14 protein-coding genes are annotated in these 17724 nt (G+C 67.3%); 6 read left to right on the top strand and 8 right to left on the bottom strand.

Features of this window, described 5'->3' with window-relative positions; translation table 11 throughout:
* Positions 1-47: 47 nt before the first annotated feature.
* The 3 genes from WHX56_RS25065 (at position 48) to WHX56_RS25055 (ending at position 2848) form a co-directional block, all read left to right on the top strand.
* On the top strand, positions 48-1439 hold the full coding sequence (locus tag WHX56_RS25065) for a sigma-54 dependent transcriptional regulator (RefSeq protein ID WP_338879292.1): 1392 nt from the start codon (positions 48-50) through the stop codon (positions 1437-1439).
* Between the two features lie 117 nt (positions 1440-1556).
* Complete coding sequence (locus WHX56_RS25060) at positions 1557-2267, top strand: DUF2968 domain-containing protein (RefSeq protein WP_338879291.1); 711 nt, start codon at positions 1557-1559, stop codon at positions 2265-2267.
* Between the two features lie 122 nt (positions 2268-2389).
* A complete protein-coding gene (locus WHX56_RS25055) occupies positions 2390-2848 on the top strand; it encodes a DUF1178 family protein (protein ID WP_129239831.1) in 459 nt (152 codons plus the stop codon).
* Positions 2849-2967: 119 nt separating this feature from the next.
* Here the strand turns inward: WHX56_RS25055 and efp are convergent, their stop codons facing one another.
* From efp to WHX56_RS25040, 3 genes are all read right to left on the bottom strand, one after another.
* Positions 2968-3525 carry an elongation factor P gene (gene efp, locus WHX56_RS25050; RefSeq protein WP_129239832.1) on the bottom strand — a complete coding sequence of 186 codons (558 nt, stop codon included), beginning with the start codon at positions 3523-3525 and terminating at the stop codon, positions 2968-2970.
* Between the two features lie 154 nt (positions 3526-3679).
* On the bottom strand, positions 3680-4792 hold the full coding sequence (gene earP, locus WHX56_RS25045) for an elongation factor P maturation arginine rhamnosyltransferase EarP (RefSeq protein WP_338879290.1): 1113 nt from the start codon (positions 4790-4792) through the stop codon (positions 3680-3682).
* 6 nt (positions 4793-4798) lie between these two features.
* Positions 4799-6001, bottom strand: coding sequence for a DUF2863 family protein (locus WHX56_RS25040; protein ID WP_129239834.1), 1203 nt, complete (start codon positions 5999-6001; stop codon positions 4799-4801).
* Between the two features lie 209 nt (positions 6002-6210).
* On the opposite strand from WHX56_RS25040, the gene WHX56_RS25035 reads away from it, so the two are divergent.
* The gene (locus WHX56_RS25035; RefSeq protein ID WP_338879289.1) at positions 6211-6987 is read left to right on the top strand and encodes a class III extradiol ring-cleavage dioxygenase; all 777 of its coding nucleotides are present in this window, start codon (positions 6211-6213) and stop codon (positions 6985-6987) included.
* A 74-nt stretch (positions 6988-7061) separates the two neighbouring features.
* On the opposite strand, the gene WHX56_RS25030 is transcribed toward WHX56_RS25035, so the two are convergent.
* From WHX56_RS25030 to WHX56_RS25010, 5 genes are all read right to left on the bottom strand, one after another.
* Complete coding sequence (locus WHX56_RS25030) at positions 7062-9449, bottom strand: TonB-dependent receptor (RefSeq protein WP_287754253.1); 2388 nt, start codon at positions 9447-9449, stop codon at positions 7062-7064.
* A gap of 122 nt (positions 9450-9571) precedes the next feature.
* Complete coding sequence (locus WHX56_RS25025; RefSeq protein ID WP_287754255.1) at positions 9572-10600, bottom strand: FecR family protein; 1029 nt, start codon at positions 10598-10600, stop codon at positions 9572-9574.
* Positions 10587-11204, bottom strand: coding sequence for a sigma-70 family RNA polymerase sigma factor (locus tag WHX56_RS25020; protein WP_338879288.1), 618 nt, complete (start codon positions 11202-11204; stop codon positions 10587-10589). Before WHX56_RS25020 ends, WHX56_RS25025 begins: the two co-directional genes overlap by 14 nt.
* 63 nt (positions 11205-11267) lie before the next feature.
* Positions 11268-13973 (bottom strand): aconitate hydratase AcnA, encoded by a 2706-nt coding sequence (gene acnA, locus WHX56_RS25015; RefSeq protein WP_338879287.1) that lies wholly within the window; start codon positions 13971-13973, stop codon positions 11268-11270.
* Positions 13974-14234: 261 nt separating this feature from the next.
* A complete protein-coding gene (locus WHX56_RS25010; protein ID WP_338879286.1) occupies positions 14235-15164 on the bottom strand; it encodes a LysR family transcriptional regulator in 930 nt (309 codons plus the stop codon).
* A 148-nt stretch (positions 15165-15312) separates the two neighbouring features.
* Between WHX56_RS25010 and WHX56_RS25005 the strand changes: the two genes are divergently transcribed.
* Together WHX56_RS25005 and WHX56_RS25000 are read left to right on the top strand one after the other, a co-directional pair.
* Positions 15313-16200, top strand: a complete 888-nt coding sequence (locus WHX56_RS25005) for an SDR family oxidoreductase (RefSeq protein ID WP_287754263.1) — start codon at positions 15313-15315, stop codon at positions 16198-16200.
* Positions 16197-17699, top strand: coding sequence for an AMP-binding protein (locus WHX56_RS25000; protein WP_338879285.1), 1503 nt, complete (start codon positions 16197-16199; stop codon positions 17697-17699). The genes WHX56_RS25005 and WHX56_RS25000 overlap by 4 nt, the downstream gene beginning before the upstream one ends.
* Positions 17700-17724 lie beyond the last annotated feature (25 nt).

Below are 17724 nucleotides of genomic sequence, written 5' to 3'. Positions count from 1 at the left end.
ATGAATACCGTGATCTTCGCTGCCTCCTTGCCCGCATGGTCCAAGCCATGAGCCAGAAATTCACTCGCGACGAATTCGACCTGTACGTCTGGGAAGGCACGTCCGACATCGCCAGCCGGGCGGAACGCTGCCTGGCCGGCATGGACGTGTCGCTGCTGCGGGCGGACGCCGGCACGGCGTTCCCGCCGCCCCGGGACCCGGGGCGGCCCGCGGTGGCCCTGGTGTCGGTGTCGGTGATGGGCGACACGCGCTTCAGCGGCTACGACTGGCTGGCCGCGCAGGGCCTGCCCGTCATCTGGGTGGCGTCCGAAGCCCGCGGGCGCGATCCGCGCTACTACCCGCCCGAATACTCGTACACCCTGCCGCTGTCGTTCACCGCGTCGGACCTGCGCAAGCTGCTGTTCGAACTGCTGGGCATGCTGGACCGGCTCAGCCGTTCGGCGCCCAGGCGCGAACAGCCGCTCATCGCCGTGTCGGAACCGATGCGGAACCTGCTGGCCGAGGCGGACCTGTTCGCCGACTGCCGCAGCAATGTGCTGATCCACGGTGAAACCGGCGTGGGCAAGGAGCGTGTCGCGCGCCTGCTGCACGACCGCGCGGCCTGGTCCGACGGCCCGTTCGTGGCGGTCAACTGCGGCGCCATTCCCGAGGGCCTGTTCGAGGCGCATTTCTTCGGCCACGCCAAGGGCGCGTTCACCGGCGCGGTCGGCGCGCACAAGGGGTACTTCGAGCAGGCGCACGGCGGCACGCTGTTCCTGGACGAGATCGGCGACCTGCCGCTTTATCAGCAGGTCAAGCTGCTGCGCGTCCTGGAACAAAGCTCGGTGACGCGGCTGGGTTCGACGGTGGAGGTGCCCGTGGACTTCCGCCTGGTCGCCGCCACCAACAAAGACCTGCGCGCCCTCGTGGGGCAGGAGGCGTTCCGGGCCGACCTGTACTACCGGCTGGCCGTCATCGAACTGCGCATCCCCAATCTGGAGGAACGCGGCGGCGCCGAAAAGGCCGCGATATTCCGGGCCTTGCTGGAACGGCTGGGCGCAGAGGACGAGCCGCCCGCGTGGCTGCTGGACCGCGTTTCGCGCACGCGCTTCGCGGGCAACGTCCGCGAACTCTCCAACGTGGCCGAGCGCGTGGCGATCATGAGGCGGCAATTCAAGGCCTGGGACCAGCCCCGCATCGAACGGATTTTCGACCGGATCGCCGAGCCGCCGGGCGCCTTCGGCGCCGCAGGCTCGCAATGCGAACCGCCCGTGTTCACCGACGCGGAGCGCGCCGAGCGCGCCCGCATCCTGGCCGCGCTGGACGTCAACGGCTGGCGGCGGCAGGACACCGCCAATACGCTGGGGATCAGCCGCAAGGTGCTGTGGGAAAAGATGCGCAAGCTGCACCTGGGGGCGGGGCAGGGCGAAACCGCCGAGGGCATTGTGGAGGCATCGTGAATAGGCAATAGGGAATCGCCCGTAGAGAACGACAATCCGTCCCGCGGCAAAGGTAACCCTATCTGCCCGGATCGAAATAAATTGCTATAGTTTCGCAACAATTTTTTTGGGGTAGGCATGAACGTCCACTTTATCCGTGGCGCCGCACGCATGGCGCTGTTGGGCACGGCCCTTTCCGGCCTGGCGGCCTGCGCCGTCGCGCAGCCCGAGGCGTCCCGGCCCACGGTTAAACAGGTGGAGGACACGCAGCCGGCGTCCGAGCCCGTGACGCCGCCCGCGGGCGCGCCGGCGCTCGCCGAGCGTGCGTCGTCCACCGTCGCCGAACTGCAGGGCCTGATCCAGGACCGCCAGGTTTCGGAGCTGCGCACGGCCTATAACGGCACCTACGGCGCCAGCCTGCTGTTCAAGCCCGAGGACCTGACCTACTACGTCGCCCTGTTCCAGCAGAAAGACTTCTGGCGCGTGCTGAAGACCAAGTCGGACAAGCAGGCCGAGGCGACGTACCGGGCCTTCGCCGGCCAATCGGCCAGCCTGGCCGAAGTGGACATCAAGCGGATCAAGCTGCAGGCCCAGTACGCGCACGCCGAAAAGCTGCTGGCCAGCCGCAGCGCGGAATTGAGCACCTTGCAGGCGGACCGCGCCCTGCGCCTGCAGCAGGAAGAACAGGTGGCGGCGCGCCAGGAACAATCGCGCCAGGAAGCCACGGCGCTGGCCGGCCAGGAAAAGGACGTGCGCCAGCAACTGCGCGACCTGCAGCGCCAGATCGACGCCTTGCAGGCCCAGCAGGCCCAGGTGCCGAAACCGCCCGCCCAGAAGCGCGGAAAGTAGGCGCGGCGGCGCCGGGAAAGCGGGCCTGGGGGCCCGCTTTGTCTTGGGCCGCCGGGATGAGGTAAAGCCGCCGGCCGCCGGCGCTTTCTTGTATTCTGCCTATTGCACCCCATATAGATGCCATGGCACTGAAAGTTTTCGACCTCCAGTGCGAACACAGCCACATCTTCGAGGGCTGGTTCGGTTCGCACGAAGATTACGACGCGCAGCAGGCGCGTGGCCTCGTCACGTGTCCCGTCTGCGGTTCGGCCAGCATCACCAAGCGCCTGTCGGCGCCGCGCCTGAACGTCGCCCACCTGCATGCGCCGGCCGCCCGGCCCGCCGTGCCGTCCAATGCCTCCGACGCCGAGAAAATGGCGGCGTTGCAGGCGGTCGTCATGCGCCAGGTGCGCGCCGTGCTGCGCAACACCGAAAACGTCGGGCCGCGGTTTGCCGAAGAGGCGCGCCGCATCCACGAGGGCGACGCCGATGACCGCCCGATCCGCGGCACCGCGACGCCTGAAGAACGCGCGTCGCTGGCCGAAGACGGCATCGACGTGATGGCGGTGCCGGATTTCCTGGACGACGAACGGCTGCAATGAGGGCGCCCTGCCGGGGCTGGCCCGTCTCGGAGCGGCTGTGCTTGCGAGGGCTATCGTTGCAGGTGCCAGACGAAAAAAAAGCCAGGCTCGAAGCCTGGCTTTTTTTCGTCCGTCGCCGATCAGTTGACGCGGCTGCGGTATTCGTTCGTGCGGGTGTCGATTTCGATCTTGTCGCCGATGGCGCAGAACAGCGGCACGTTCAGTTCGTAGCCGGTGTTGATCTTGGCGGGCTTGGTCACCTTGCCCGAGGTGTCGCCGCGGACGGCGGGTTCGGTGTAGGTGATTTCGCGCACGATAGTCGTGGGCAGTTCCACCGAAATGGCGCGGCCGTCGTAGAAGACCACTTCCACGGGCATCGCTTCTTCCAGGTAGTTCAGGGCGTCGCCCATGCTTTCGGCTTCGATTTCGTACTGGTTGTACTCTTCGTCCATGAAGACGTACATCGGATCGCCGAAATAGGAGTACGTGCACTCCTTGCGGTCGAGCTGGACGACTTCGAACTTTTCGTCGGCCTTGTAGACCGATTCGCTGGCCGAAGCGGTCAAGAGGTTCTTGAACTTCAGCTTCACGACGGCCGCGTTGCGGCCAGACTTGTTGTATTCGGCCTTCTGGACCACGAGGGGGTCCTTGCCGACCATAACCACGTTGCCGACTCGCAATTCCTGAGCGGTTTTCATCGATAAAACTCCGGGGGTGATAGGTGCACTCGCCGTGCTAGCAGAAAGCCCTGTCGCATTGGCCGGCGGCCAGTGTTTTCGGCTTCGTGCACACGCCCGGGAGGCGTCATAGCTGAGGCCCGACAGTTCCAGGGTCCTCAGAAAACTCTCTATTCTAACGTTTCTTGGCCAACTCTGCGCAAAAATCGGCCAGATTTTCAGCCAGGTCGGGCCTTGCCGCCTGGCTGGCATCCCATTTCCGGGCGGCCTCGGCCCAGGCGTCCCAGGCGCCGGGCGCCAGGGCGGCGGCTACCGCGCCGGCCGCCAGGCCGGTCTCGGGCTGGTTCCATGCCCGGATGAGGGCCTGGGCGGCTTCCGGGGCAGGATAGCGGGCCAGCCAGGCTTCCAGCTTTTCCAGGTGGACGTTCCCGTCCTGGGGGTAGATCTGCCAGACCAGCGGGCGCGCCGCCCATGCGGCCCGGACGAAGGAGTCCTCGCCCCGCACGAAGTTCAGGTCGCAGCACCAGAGCAGTCTGTCGAAGTCCGGCTGCGCCACGAAGGGCAGCCGGGCCAGCAGGGGCGCGCCAGGCGCGGCGCAGGCGGCTTCCAGCCCGGGCGCGACGCCCTCGGGCGCCAGCAGCACGCTGGGGCGCGGATCGGCCGACAGGGCGCAGACCAGCTCCTTTACCGGAGCGGTGGGGTAGCAAAACAGGGACACGGTGCGAGCGCCGTCGCGGCGGCGCAACAGCAGGTCCGGTCCGACGCCCAGCGTGCGCAGGAAGGCGGCTTGCGCGTCCGCCGACGCCTGCAGCGCGTCCCGTTCGGCCGACAGGCCGGGTTCGCGCAGCAGGCCGCCGGTGGCGGCGGTGAAGCCGGGAAAGAAGAAATGCTTGACCAGCCCGTCCGGCCGCTGCGAGGGCAGGCCGTGGCAGCTTTCCACCCAGGATTCGGCGCTCAGGTATTCCAGGTTGATCCAGGCGGGGTGCGCGCGGCGCATGCTGTCCAGGAACGCCTCGGGGGGATCGCAGGCGAACGCCTCGATCACCACGTCGCGGGCCGTCAGCGCCGGATCCGGGCTGCCGGTCCAGTGCACGACGTCGATGCCGGCCAGCCGCTGGCGCGCCGCGCCGGGGACGATGCCCGGCTGGATGCGGGCGAAGCTGGCCAGGTCGTCGACCCACAAGCGGACATCCCAGCCGCGGCCGTGCGCCAGGCGGCGAGCCAGCCGCCAGCAGACGCCGATGTCGCCGTAGTTGTCGACGACCCGGCAGAAGATGTCCGCTTGCATGGGAGCCTAGTGGAACTTGGCCGGAGAGGCTTCCGCGTCCTCGGGAAGTTCGGCGTGCACCAGTTCGCCCAGCGGGTTCGGGAAGTAGGGCGCGCCGCAATCCTCGCAATACTCGGGCGGCAGCACGCCGGGGATGCGGCGCACTTCGGTGACGCCGTATTCCTTGAGCAGGGCCGCGATTTCGTCGATGACGTCGGGCTGGCCTTCGTCCGCGGGCAGGTCCTCCTCGCGGCCGTACAGCGGCCACACGCAGCCGTAGTAGACGTCGTTGCTGCTGCGCGCCGTGAAGCCGATGCGGTATTCGTCGATCCGGCTTTCGCCGCAGCCGGCCACCACCGCGCGCAGTTGCGAGGCCTCGAGGCTGACCGCGCCTTCGAGCCAGCTTACCGCCGCGCGCAGCGACAGGGGGCGCACCCGCCGGTCCGCCTCGCGGTTGCTCACGTAATAGGCATCCGGCAGCAGGGCTTCGAAGCCGCAGCCGGGCAGCAGGGCGGCCAGCGTGGGCTGGGCCTGGGCCGCCCATTGTTCCTGGCTGGCGTCGCGGCTGGCCTCGGCTTCGCCCAGTTGTTCCTGCCAGCGGAAGATCGGCTCGTTTTCGGGCACGGCCACGGCGGCCACGATGTAGCGCGTGTCGGCCAGCATGTTGGCCGTCTCGGCCTCGGTGTTCAGCGCGGGCTTGGTGGTCTCGGCGCCCAGCGCCTGCGACCCCAGGCGCTGCAGCCATTGCCAGGTTTCCGAGAAGGTGCGGGGCATCTGGTCGACGCTGACCAGCACGGGCATCAGCGCGCTGCGGGCCTTGCTGGACAGGACGTGCCCGTGCAACTGCGCCATCAGGGCCTGCTGCGCGCTGGCGGAGATCGGGCCGGTGGGGATGGCGTAGCGGGTCCAGGCGACGATGGGCGCTACGATCAGCAGGATGTCGTAGCGGACGCCGTTCTTTTCGATTTTCATCGACTCGGACAGGGTTTCCGCCTGTTCGATCAGCACTTCGTAAGCGCCCACGTCGCTTTGCGCGAGGTGGTCCAGGGCCGCTTCCAGGGGGGCGTCCTGCCCTGCCTTGAGCAGCTTCGGGATCGCTTCGCCAAGCTGGGTCTCCCAGAAGACGTCTTCCAGGCGGCTGCCCGAGCGGTTGAGCGCCTGGGCCAGCGCGACCAGCCGGGTGGCGTCACGGGTCATGCGGGGAGCGGATTGGCTGCGGGATCGGGCCATAACTTCGGAGAACGTCCAGAAAGTGTGCAACGCGATAGTTTAACGCCCGCGCGACAGGGCGGCACGGCGGGCAGCCGGCCGGGGCGCCTGCGGGGCGGTCGGCGAGATTGGTGCCAAAACGGCAACATACTATCCCTTTGCACGGGGTTTATTGCTGAATGGAAACAGTGGAGAATGATTTCATCGACTCAATACCAGGAGGCCCCGCCATGCGCTGGCCCACGCTTTTCGTTTCCCATGGATCCCCGATGCTGGCCGTCGAGCCCGGCCTGACCGGCCCCGCGCTGGCGGACTGGAGCGCCGCGCAAGGCCGCAAGCCCAAGGGCGTGCTGGTGGTTTCGCCGCACTGGATGGGCGAGGGGCTGGCGCTGTCCACTCGCGACCGCCAGGTGGCCTGGCACGATTTCGGCGGTTTCCCGCCGGAACTCTATACCTTGCAGTACGGCGCTCCCGGCTCGCCGGCCCTGGCGTCGCGCGTGCAGGCGCTGCTGTCCGGGGCGGGCATCGCGGCCGAACAGGATTCCCGCCGTCCGCTGGACCATGGCGCCTGGGTGCCGCTGCGCTACCTGTATCCCGAGGCCGACGTGCCGGTGGTGCAATTGTCGCTGGATCTGGGGCGCGACGCGGCCGGGCAGTTGGCGCTGGGCCGCGCGCTCGCGCCCCTGCGGGACGAGGACGTGCTGATCATCGGGTCGGGCTCGCTGACGCACAACCTGCGCGATGTCCGCATGCCGCAGAACGCGCCGGCCGTGCCCTACGTGCCCGCCTTCCAGGGCTGGTACGCGAGCAAGCTGGCGGAGCGCGACCTGCCCGCGCTGCTGGACTGGCAGGCGCAGGCCCCGGGCGCGGCGCGAGCGCACCCGCACGACGAGCACCTGATGCCCCTCTACGTGGCCCTGGGAGCGGGCGGCCCGTCGGCCACCCGGCTGACCGACGAGATCTCGTACGGCGCGCTGGCGATGGACGCGTACGCGTTCGAGGACTGAGCGGCGGGGACGCGGCCCTTGCCGCGCACGGCGTCCCGCGGACGAGACCCGGCCGGAAGGCCGGGCCGCCGCGATCAGAAGTTCACCGAGGCGGACAGCATGTAGGTCCGGCCGGCCGCGTACGAAGCGTAGCCGTTGGACCCGTTCTGGCCCGCCGCCAGCCAATAGCGCTTGTCGGCCACGTTCTCGACGTTGGCGCGCAATACGACTTCCTTGCCGGCGATCTCGGTGCGATAGCGCGCGCCGAGGTCAAAGCGGGTGACGCCCGGCAGGCGCTTCTCGTGAGCGTTGTCCAGGTAAACGGCCGAAGTGTAAATGGCGCGGCCATTGACGGCCAGGCCCTGCACGCCGGGCACGTCCCAGTCCAGGCCCAGGCTGAACGCGCGGCTGGGCACGCCCTGCGCGCGATTGCCCTGGTTCACGCCGTCCTGCGTCTTGGTGAGTTCGCTGTTGATGAAGGTGGCGCTGGCCAGCACGCGCAGGCTCGGGACGATTTCGCCAAAGGCGTTCAGCTCCAGGCCGCGGTTGCGCTGTTCGCCGAAATAGCCGTAGAGGTTGTCGTCATTGGCGTAGGCGGACGGCCGCTCGATCTGGAATAGCGCCGCGGTAGTGGTGATGCTGCCCCAGTCGACCTTGACGCCGGCCTCCGCCGACTTGGATTTGTAGGGCTTCAACGTGTCGCCTTCGTTCCCGTAGCCATAGCCCAGCGGCACGGTGCCGCCGCTCGTCAGGCCCTTGGTGAAGTTCGCGTACACGGACACGTTGCGCAGCGGCTTGACCACCAGGCCCACCACCGGCGACACGGCGCTGGAACGATAATCCTCGCTGGACACGCTATCCACGTTTACGGTCTGGTGGCGCGCGCCCAGCGTCAACAACACGCGGTCCTGCATGAAAGACAGCGTGTCGGCCAGCGCGTAGCTGGTCAGCGTCGTGTCGTCCGTCTTGGCCGGCCTGAGCCGCTCGGCCGGCAGCGCCGGCAGCGGGGCGGGGTCGTAGATATTCGAATTGCCCATGCCGCCGGTGGTGAAGGAGTTGCCGTTTTCCTGCGCCATGCGGGTGACGCCGAACGCCACGCGGTGGCCGACGGGGCCGGTCTGGAACGTCGCGGTCAGGCCGGTGTCGCCACTGAAGGTCTTGGAGTAAGAGTCGTAGTAATAGTTATAGATGGTGAAATCGCCGTTGGCGTCCGCGCCGGCCGTCCACGGCAGTAGCTGGCGGTTCTTGCCATCCCGGTAGCCCGCGCCGATGTGGGCCGTAATGTGGTCGGTGAAGTCGTACTCCAGGCGCGACATGATGGTCTGGTCGCGCTGCGTCAGCTTGGCGCCGGGGAACAGGTTGGTATCGCCCTTGGGCGCCTTGGGAATGTCGGCGTCCAGGAAACCCATCTGGCCGCGGAAGCTGTCGGTATCGTATTCCTGGTAAATCGCGTCCAGCGACCAGCGCAGGCGCTCGCCGCGGTAATCCAGCCCCAGCGCGCCCATGTCGAGTTGCTGGTCGCCGCCGCTCACGGTTGCCTCGCCGCCGCGCTTGGCGCCGTTGAAGCGCACCCCCCAGGCGTTGTTTTCGCCGAAGCGGCGGCCCATGTCTATCTGCCCCGTGAAGTTGGATTCGCTCATGTAGCTGGCGGTCACGCGGGTCAGCGGTTCGTCCTCGGCGCGCTTGGTCACGATGTTGATCGCGCCGCCCACGCTGCCTTCCGGCGGAATGCCGCGCATCAGCGTGCCGGGGCCTTTGAGCACTTCCACGCGCTCCATGATCTGCACCGGCACGCGGCTGGACGACACCAGGCCGTACAAGCCGTTCACGCTCACGTCGCCGCTGTTGACCGCGAAGCCTCGGATCTGGAAGTCATCGCTGAATCCACCCGTCGACGTGGTCATGCGCACGGAAGCGTCGTTTACCACCACGTCGGCCAGGGTGCGCGCCTGTTCGTTGTACAGCAGGTCGGACGTGTAGTTGACGGTGGAGAACGGCGTGTCCATCACGTCGGTCGACCCCAGCAGGCCCAGGCTGCCCCCGGTGGCGACCTGCCCGCCCGCGTAGGGCTCGGCCAGCGTGCCGAGAATGCCCGCGCTCACGGTCACCGGCTCGAGCGTCGTCGCTTCCGCCACCGGGCGGGACAATCTGACGTTATTGCCGCTGCGCGTGTACTGGATGTCCGTTCCGGTCAGCAATTGCCGCAGCGCTTCCTCGGGGGCGAGCCGGCCGGACACGGGGCGGGCGGCCAGCCCTGCCACCAGATCGGGCGAAAAGAAGACTTGCAGCGACGTCTGCTGGCCCAGTTTCAGCAATGCGTCGCCCAGCGGCTGGGCGGCGATGCTGACGTTGACGGCTGCATCCTGCGCCCTGACCTGCTGAGGCGCCAGGCTGAACGCCAGCGCGAGGGACAGGGCCAGGGCGGTCATGCCGCCGGCCGATATGGGCCGGCGTTGCGGCCGGCGAACAAGGGTGTGGCTCATGGTTCGGGGTTTTCCTGTGAAAAGCCGGCGCACGCGGACGCGTGCTCCTACACCCTTACAGACGCATAACCCCCTCTGGCACCAGAATAAAAATCATTCCTATAAGGAACTTTTACTTTTTGTCACAGATTTTCGGCCGCCGCCGCAATCACCACGCCGCCGTCCGGCAGCCGCCGCACGTGCACGGGCGCAATGGAAGGCAAGGCGTCGATCATGGCGTCGGGGTCGTCCACGCTGAAAACCCCGGACACGCGGTACTTTCCCGTTTCCGTCCCGGCCAGCCGGGCGGGGTAGGCCAGATAGCGGTTCATTTCGTGCACGACGCTGGCCAATGGCACGTTGTTGAACACCACCTTGCCGCGCTGCCAGGCGGCCACCTCGGCGGCATTGACGCGCTGGATACGCTCCGGCGCCTGCCCGGCGCGGGCGACGATCTGCTGATTCGCGGCAAGCTCCCGGACGCTGCGGCGCCACCAGCGGCCGGACGCCACCTGCACGGATCCGGACTCGACCGTGACCCGCATTGCGTCGGCGTCGCGCCACACGTCGAAGCGCGTGCCTGTGGCGGCGGCCTGCCCCACGCCCGCATCCACCACGAAGGGGCGGCTCGCGTCGGGCGCCACGTCCAGGAATACCTCGCCGCAATGCAGAACGAGCAAACGCTGGTCGTCGCACAAGCGCAAGGTCACACGGGTATCGGAATTCAGGTCGAGCGTCGAGCCGTCCGGCAACGGAACGCGGCGGCGCTCGCCCTTGCGCGTTTCCAGTTCGGCGGCATATTGCGGCGATGCTTCCAGCCAGCCGGCCTGGCGAAGCGCGCCCGCCGTCACGGCCAGCGTACAAACCGCCGCCAGTCCCAGCCCGAAGCGCCGGCGCGAAGACAGCGACTTCGGCGGCGCGGCAGGATCCTCCGCCATGGCGCGCAGGCGCGATTCGGGAACGGACGAGGCGGCGTCCCACAGCCGGGCCAGTTTGTCGTAGCGCCGATCGTGCTCCGGGTCGGCGGCGCGCCAGGCGGCGAACGCCCGCCGCTCTTCTTCGGTCACCTCGCCGGAGTGCATCCGGGCAAACCATTGGGCGGCGTCGCGAGGATGCTCTAGCGCGTCGGGGGTCCGCCCCGCGCGGTGGCCGGGATCGTCAATAGGGCGCATGGATGTCCAGGCGCTCTTCGAGGTGGCGCAGGGCGCGGGTCATGTACTTTTCCACCATGCTGCGGGACAGGCCCATTTCCTGCGCGATTTCGCTGTGAGTCTGGCCTTCGAGCCGATGCCGGACATAAATCTGCCGGCATTTGAGCGGCAGTTCTTCCAGTGCGGATGCCAGGGCATCGGCCAGTTGCCGGCATCGTACGTGGGTCTCCGCGCCCGGCGCGACCGAATGCGAGGCTTCTCCCAGTTCGTCGAGCGGCAGCATTTCCAGCGCCCTGGCATGGCGATGCCGGCTGATCAGGCGGTTGGATATTCCTCGCGCCAGATAGGCGCGCGGGTCCTGGATGGCGCCGACGCCGTTTTCCAGCATGCCCTGTACGGTATCGTGCAGGGCATCCTCGCTGTCTTCCCGTCCCAGGTCTTTGCGCCGCAAAATGCCGAACAGATCGCGGTAATGGGCAAGCCAATCTTTTTTCAGCCTGGCGGACATGGAGGACAACGCAAACGCAGGAAGGTTGCAATTATAATGATTTTGATAATCATTTTCAATTTTTGACGCTGTGACTACACCTTCCGCGGCACGAAGCTGACCCAGGGAGCGGCTCAATAAGATAAGAGGCCTGAGCCCGGTACGGTACCGGACTCAGGCCCTGGCCTTCCTGAACTGCGATCAGGCCGCGAGCAGTTGGCGCAGCACGAAGGGCAGGATGCCGCCGTGCTGGTAGTAGTCGACTTCGATCGGGGTGTCGATGCGTAGCAGCACCGTCACGTCCTGCTTGGAACCGTCCTTGCGGGTGATCGTCAGGGTGACGTCCTGCATCGGCTTGATGCCGTTTTCCAGGCCCGAGATGTCGTACGTTTCTTCGCCGGTGATGCCCAGCGACTGCACGCTGTCGGCGCCCTTGAACTGCAGCGGCAGCACGCCCATGCCCACCAGGTTGCTGCGGTGGATGCGTTCGAAGCTGCGGGTGATCACGGCCTTCACGCCCAGCAACTGGGTGCCCTTGGCCGCCCAGTCGCGCGACGAGCCGGTGCCGTATTCTTCGCCGCCGAACACCACGGTGGGCGTATCGGCCGCGACGTACTGCATGGCCGCGTCATAGATGGACATCTGTTCGCCGGTGGGCTGGAACAGGGTGTCGCCGCCTTCGAAGCGGCTGCCGTCGGGCAGCGCCGGGATCATGAGGTTCTTGATGCGCACGTTGGCGAAGGTGCCGCGCATCATGATTTCGTGGTTGCCGCGGCGCGAGCCGTAGCTGTTGAAGTCGGCCTTCATGACGCCGTTCTCTTTCAGCCACTTGCCCGCGGGCGAGGTTTCCTTGATGGAGCCGGCCGGCGAGATGTGGTCGGTGGTGACCGAATCGCCGAACACGCCCAGCGCGCGGGCGCCCTTGACGGTCGGGATCGCGCCCGGCGTCATGCCGAAGCCCTCGAAGAAGGGCGGTTCGGCGATGTAGGTGGAGTCGGGCCAGTTGTAAGTGTCGCCCTTGACGCCCTTGATGTTCTCCCAGAGCTTGCCCGGGTTGGTCTTGACCTGGCCGTAGTTGGCCTCGAACGCCTTCGGGTCCAGCGCGTACTTCAGCAGGGCTTCGACTTCCTCGGTGGTCGGCCAGATGTCGCCCAGCCACACGTCGCCCTTCTTGCCGCGGCCCACGGGTTCGGTCATCAGGTCGCGCATGACGGTGCCGGCCAGGGCGTAGGCCACGACCAGCGGCGGCGAGGCCAGGAAGTTGGCCTTGATGTTCGGGTGGATGCGGGCCTCGAAGTTGCGGTTGCCCGACAGCACGGCCGAGCAGATCAGGTCGTTGCCGATGATGGCTTCGTTCAGGTCCGGGGTCAGGTCGCCGGCGTTGCCGATGCAGGTCGTGCAGCCGTAGGCGGCGACGTCGAAGCCGAGCTTTTCCAGGTAGGGCAGGAGGCCCGTCTTGGTCAGGTATTCGGTGACCACGCGGGATCCGGGGGCCAGCGAGGTCTTGATGTGCTTGGGCACAGTCAGGCCCGCTTCCACGGCCTTCTTGGCCAGCAGGCCGGCCGCCAGCAGCACGCTGGGGTTGGACGTGTTGGTGCAGGACGTGATGGCCGCGATCAGGATGTCGCCGTTCTTGACCTGGGTGCCGGCGCTGGTGGTGAAGGCGCGGCCCAGCTTTTCGGCGGGCTGGTTGAAGCCGTTCTCGGAGACGGGCTTGGAGTACAGGTCGATGAAGGTGTTCTTGACGTTGCCGATCTCGATGCGGTCCTGCGGACGCTTGGGGCCGGCCAGCGACGGCGCGACGGTGGACAGGTCCAGCGTCAGCAGCTTGGTGAAGTTGATGTCCCCGGCGGCGGGCACGCCGAACATCTTCTGGGCCTTGAAATAGGCCTCGAACGCGGCGATTTCGTCTTCGGTGCGGCCGGTGCCGCGGAAGTAGTCGATGGTGCGCTCGTCGACGGGGAAGAAACCCATGGTGGCGCCGTACTCGGGCGCCATGTTGCCGATGGTGGCGCGTTCGGCCACGGACAGGCTGGCCGTGCCTTCGCCACAGAACTCGACGAACTTGCCCACCACTTTTTCACGGCGCAGCATTTCGGTGATGGTCAGCACCAGGTCGGTGGCGGTGACGCCGCCGCGCAGCTTGCCCTTGAGCTCCACGCCGACCACGTCGGGGGTCAGGAAGTAGACGGGCTGGCCCAGCATGCCGGCTTCCGCCTCGATGCCGCCCACGCCCCAGCCCACCACGCCGATGCCGTTGATCATGGTGGTGTGGCTGTCGGTGCCCACCAGCGAGTCGGGGTAGTAGACGTTGTTCTTCTTGTCCAGGTGCACGCCGCGCGCCAGGTATTCCAGGTTCACCTGGTGGACGATGCCGAAGCCCGGGGGCACGACGCCGAAGGTGTCGAACGCCTGCATGCCCCACTTCATGAACTGGTAGCGCTCCTGGTTGCGCTTGAATTCCAGCTTCATGTTCAGGTCCAGCGCATTCTTGGTGCCGAAGTAGTCGATCATGACCGAGTGGTCCACCACCAGGTCCACCGGAACCAGGGGCTCGATGCTCTTGGGGCTCTTGCCCATCTTGTCGGCCACCGAGCGCATGGCGGCGATGTCGGCCAGCAGCGGCACGCCGGTGAAGTCCTGCAGCACCACCCGGGCCACGACGAAGGGGATCTCGTCTTCGCGGCGGGCGTTGGCCTGCCAGTTGGCGAGCTGCCTGATGTGTTCTTCGGTGACTTTCTTGCCATCGCAGTTGCGCAACACCGATTCCAGGACGATCCGGATCGAGACCGGGAGCCGCTGCACGTCGATGCCGAGGGACTTGCCCAGCGCCGGCAGCGAATAGTACTGACAGGATTTATTGCCGATCTTGAAATTCTTGAGGGTGTCTAGGGTGTTGTGCGGCATGATGGACTCCGTGGTTTTTGCCCGGCTGAAGCCGGCATTTTCTGGCGTTTTTGCGCATTTGTCATTCTATGTGAGACTGGCGCCTGCGCGGCCGTATGTCTTATATCTTATATAAGACTTGGATGGGCCGTCAAAGTTCCCGTCCGGTGATGTGGCGGGCGGCCTTCTGCCTCACCCGATACTCTGGCCGAGGCACGCGCGACTCGCAAGCCTCTTTTATCAAGAAAGTCCTACGCCGGTGTTGCGGCCGCGCGAGGATTCCTACGCAAGAAAGTCGCCCAGCAGCGCGGTCACTTCAGTGCGCAGGAAATCGACCACCGCGCGCTGGGCGGTCGATGGATAGGGGTTGGGCGTGGTCAGGATGAAGAGCTTGTCGCCCGGTCCCAGGGCCTGATAGGCGGGCAGCACCGGCGTCAGCCGTCCGGCCGCGATGTCTTCATGCACCACATAGGCCGGCAGCAGCGCCACGCCCGCGCCGGCGCGGGTGGCCTGCGCCAGAAACGGGAAATACTCCGATTGCAGCCGCGGCGCGAGCTTGGCCTCGTGCAACTGGTCTTTGCGGCGCAGGCGCAGCGTGACCTGGGGCCTGGGGTCTGGCGGGCCCAGGAAATGCAGGCGGGCAAGGTCGCGCGGATGGGCCGGCGGGCCGAACTGCGCCAGATAGGCGGGCGCCGCGCAAAGCACCCATTTCACCTCGCCGAGCGCGCGCGCCACATAGTCCTGCGGCGGCGTGCTCATTACCCGCAGCGCCACATCTATTTCCGACGAGATCAGGTCGCTTACCCGGTTGGAAAACAGCACGCGCAAGGTCAGAGAGGGATGCCGCAGGGCGAAGCTCACCAGCAGCGGTCGCAAGGGGTCCAGCTCTCCCAGCCCGGTGGGAATGCTCAGCCGGACGTGGCCCGTGGGCTCGGAGCCGAGCTTCTGCAGGGCGTGGCGGGCGGACTCGACTTCGCGCGCCATGCGCGTGCCGTGTTCATATAGCACCGAGCCCTGTTGCGTCAGTTCCAGCCGGCGCGTGCTGCGCCGGATGAGCTGGGCGCCGAAGGCGCGTTCGAGTTTCTGCAGGTTGCGGCTCACGTGCGAGCGCGTGACGCCGTGGCGCACCGCGGCCTCGCTCAAGGTGCCGGCGTCGACGATGGTGACGAACAGTTGTATCAGGTTGAGGTCCAGCGCGGGCAGGGCGGGCATGCGCAGTCTTATTGTTGACTGTGAGGAAACATAGTTTACGCAAAGTGCGGGATTGTCGCGGCATGGCGCGGGTTGATATTCTGGTCTTCAACCAACAGGAGACCAGGCCATGCCGCAGACCCCGCCCACCGGAAGCCCCCCTCAAACCATGTTCCGCGCCGACCTGTTCCGCGGCCAACGCATCCTAGTCACCGGCGGCGGCACCGGCCTGGGTCACGCCATGGCGGAACGGCTGGCGTCCCTGGGCGCGTCGCTGCATCTGTGGGGGCGCCGCGCGGCCGTGCTGGAGGAGGCCGCCGCCGGCTTGCGCGAACGCCACGGCGCCGAGGTCCAGGTGCAGGCGGTGGATATCCGCGACGCCGAGGCCGTGGACGCCGCGGTCCAGGCCATCTGGACAGAGCATGGGGCATTGACGGGCTTGATCAACAATGCCGCGGGCAACTTCATCAGCCCCACGGAGAAACTGTCGCCGCGCGGCTTCAATGCCATCGCCGACACCGTGTTTCGCGGCACCTTCTATACCACTCAGGCCGTGGGCAAGCGCTGGATCGCGGAAGGCCGCGGCGGCGCGGTGCTGTCCATTGTGGTGACCTGGGTCTGGACCGGTTCGCCCTTCGTGGTTCCGTCGGCCATGTCCAAGGCCGGCATAGACGCCATGACCAAATCGCTGGCCATCGAATGGGGCCGCCACGGCATCCGCCTGAATGCCCTCGCGCCAGGCGTGATTCCGACCGAAGGGGCCAGCGCGCGGCTGCGGCCCAAGGACACGGGCGCCGATGCTCAGGCCCGGCAGAACCCCATGCGGCGCCTGGGCACCGGACACGACATCGGCGAGCTGGCGGCCTTCCTGCTGAGTCCGGGCTACGACTGGATCAACGGCCAGACCATTGCGCTGGATGGCGGCGATTATCTGGCCAACGGCGCCTACTTCAAGCAGTACGCCGAATGGAGCGATGCGGACTGGGCCGCCGCGCGCCAGGCGATCGAAGCGCGCACGGCGCAGGACAAGGCGCAGCGCAGCACGGGGGGCGCATGACCGGCAGCGGCATCCATGCGGGCGGCCAGAGCCTGTCGGGCGCGGCGCTGGCCGCGCGCGGCGACCAGGTCGCCGCCGGCCTGGCGGCTCGCGGCTTGCGGGAAGGCGACGTGATCGCCGTCCTGCTGCGCAACGGCTTGCCCTATCTTGAAATCATCCAGGCGTGCAAACGGCTGGGCTGCTACTACTGTCCGATCAACTGGCACTTCACCGCGGCGGAAGTGGCGTTCCTGGTTGAGGACAGCGGCGCCCGGCTGCTGATCGCCAGCGCCGATCTGTGGCTGCCGCTGCGCGACGTATTGCCCGCCGGACTGCCCGTGCTGCTGGCCGGTCCCGGCGCGTCGCAGTCCGGGGCCGAGGACTACGACGCCTGGCGCGACCGCCAGCCCCCCTACGACGGGCCGCGCGTGGCGCCGCGCGGCCACATGGCCTATACCTCCGGCACGACGGGCCGGCCCAAGGGCGTGGTGCGCGCGCCATTCCCGCTGGAGCATCTGGCGCGCCATCTGGAGCAGGTCGAGGCCGTCGTGGAAGCGGCCTACGGCCTGCGCCCGGGATGCCGCGCGCTGCTGCCCGCGCCGATCTACCACAGCGCGCCCAGCGTGTTTGCGCAGGTGGCCTTGCGGGTCTGCGAAACCTTCGTCCTGACCGACAGGTTCGATCCCGTCGAAGTCCTGCGCCTGATCGAAGCGCATCGCATCGATACGGTCTACCTGGTGCCCATCATGTACGTGCGCATGCTGAAGCTGGATGGCGCCACGCGCGCCGCGCACGATCTGTCGTCGTTGCGCTTTGTCGCGTCGACCGGCGCGCCTTGCGCGCCCGAGATCAAGCGCGCCATGATCGAATGGCTGGGTCCCGTGGTGCATGAAACCTACGCCTCCAGCGAGGCCGGCATGGTCACGGTCATCGATTCGCATGAGGCGCTTGCCCGCCCCGGCAGCGCCGGCCGCCCCATCGGCGGCGCGCAGGTAAGGATCTACGGCGAAGACGGAACGCCCTGCGCGGCGGGCCAGGTCGGGCGGATCCACGTGCGCCAGCCGGCCTACGCGGATTTCACCTATCGCAACAACCCGGAGGCCCGCGCCGAGGTGGAGAAGGACGGCCTTATCGGTCTGGGCGACCTGGGCTACCTGGACGCGGACGGCTATCTGTACGTGTGCGACCGTGAATCGGACCTGGTGATCTCGGGCGGCGTGAACATTTATCCGGCCGAGGTCGAGCACCAGCTCATGCAGTATCCCGGCGTGGCGGATTGCGCGGTGTTCGGTGTTCCGGACGACGAGTACGGAGAGCGCCTGATGGCGCTGGTGCAGCCCGCGGCGGGCGCGTCGCCCGAACCCGCGGAAATGACGCAATGGCTGGCCGGGCGGATCGCGCGCTACAAGGTCCCGCGTGAGCTGCGCTTGCGTCCGGAGCTGCCGCGCGACGACAACGGCAAGATCGCCAAGCGCAGGCTGCGCGCCGAATTCTGGGCGGGGCGTCAGCGCAAGGTATAGCGGATAGCGGCGCATGGCCGCGATT

The organism is Achromobacter veterisilvae (genome assembly GCF_037619525.1).
GTDB lineage: Bacteria > Pseudomonadota > Gammaproteobacteria > Burkholderiales > Burkholderiaceae_B > Achromobacter > Achromobacter veterisilvae.
The sequence above is the reverse complement of the archived record's forward strand: the minus strand, read 5'-3'. Positions and strand labels throughout refer to the sequence as shown.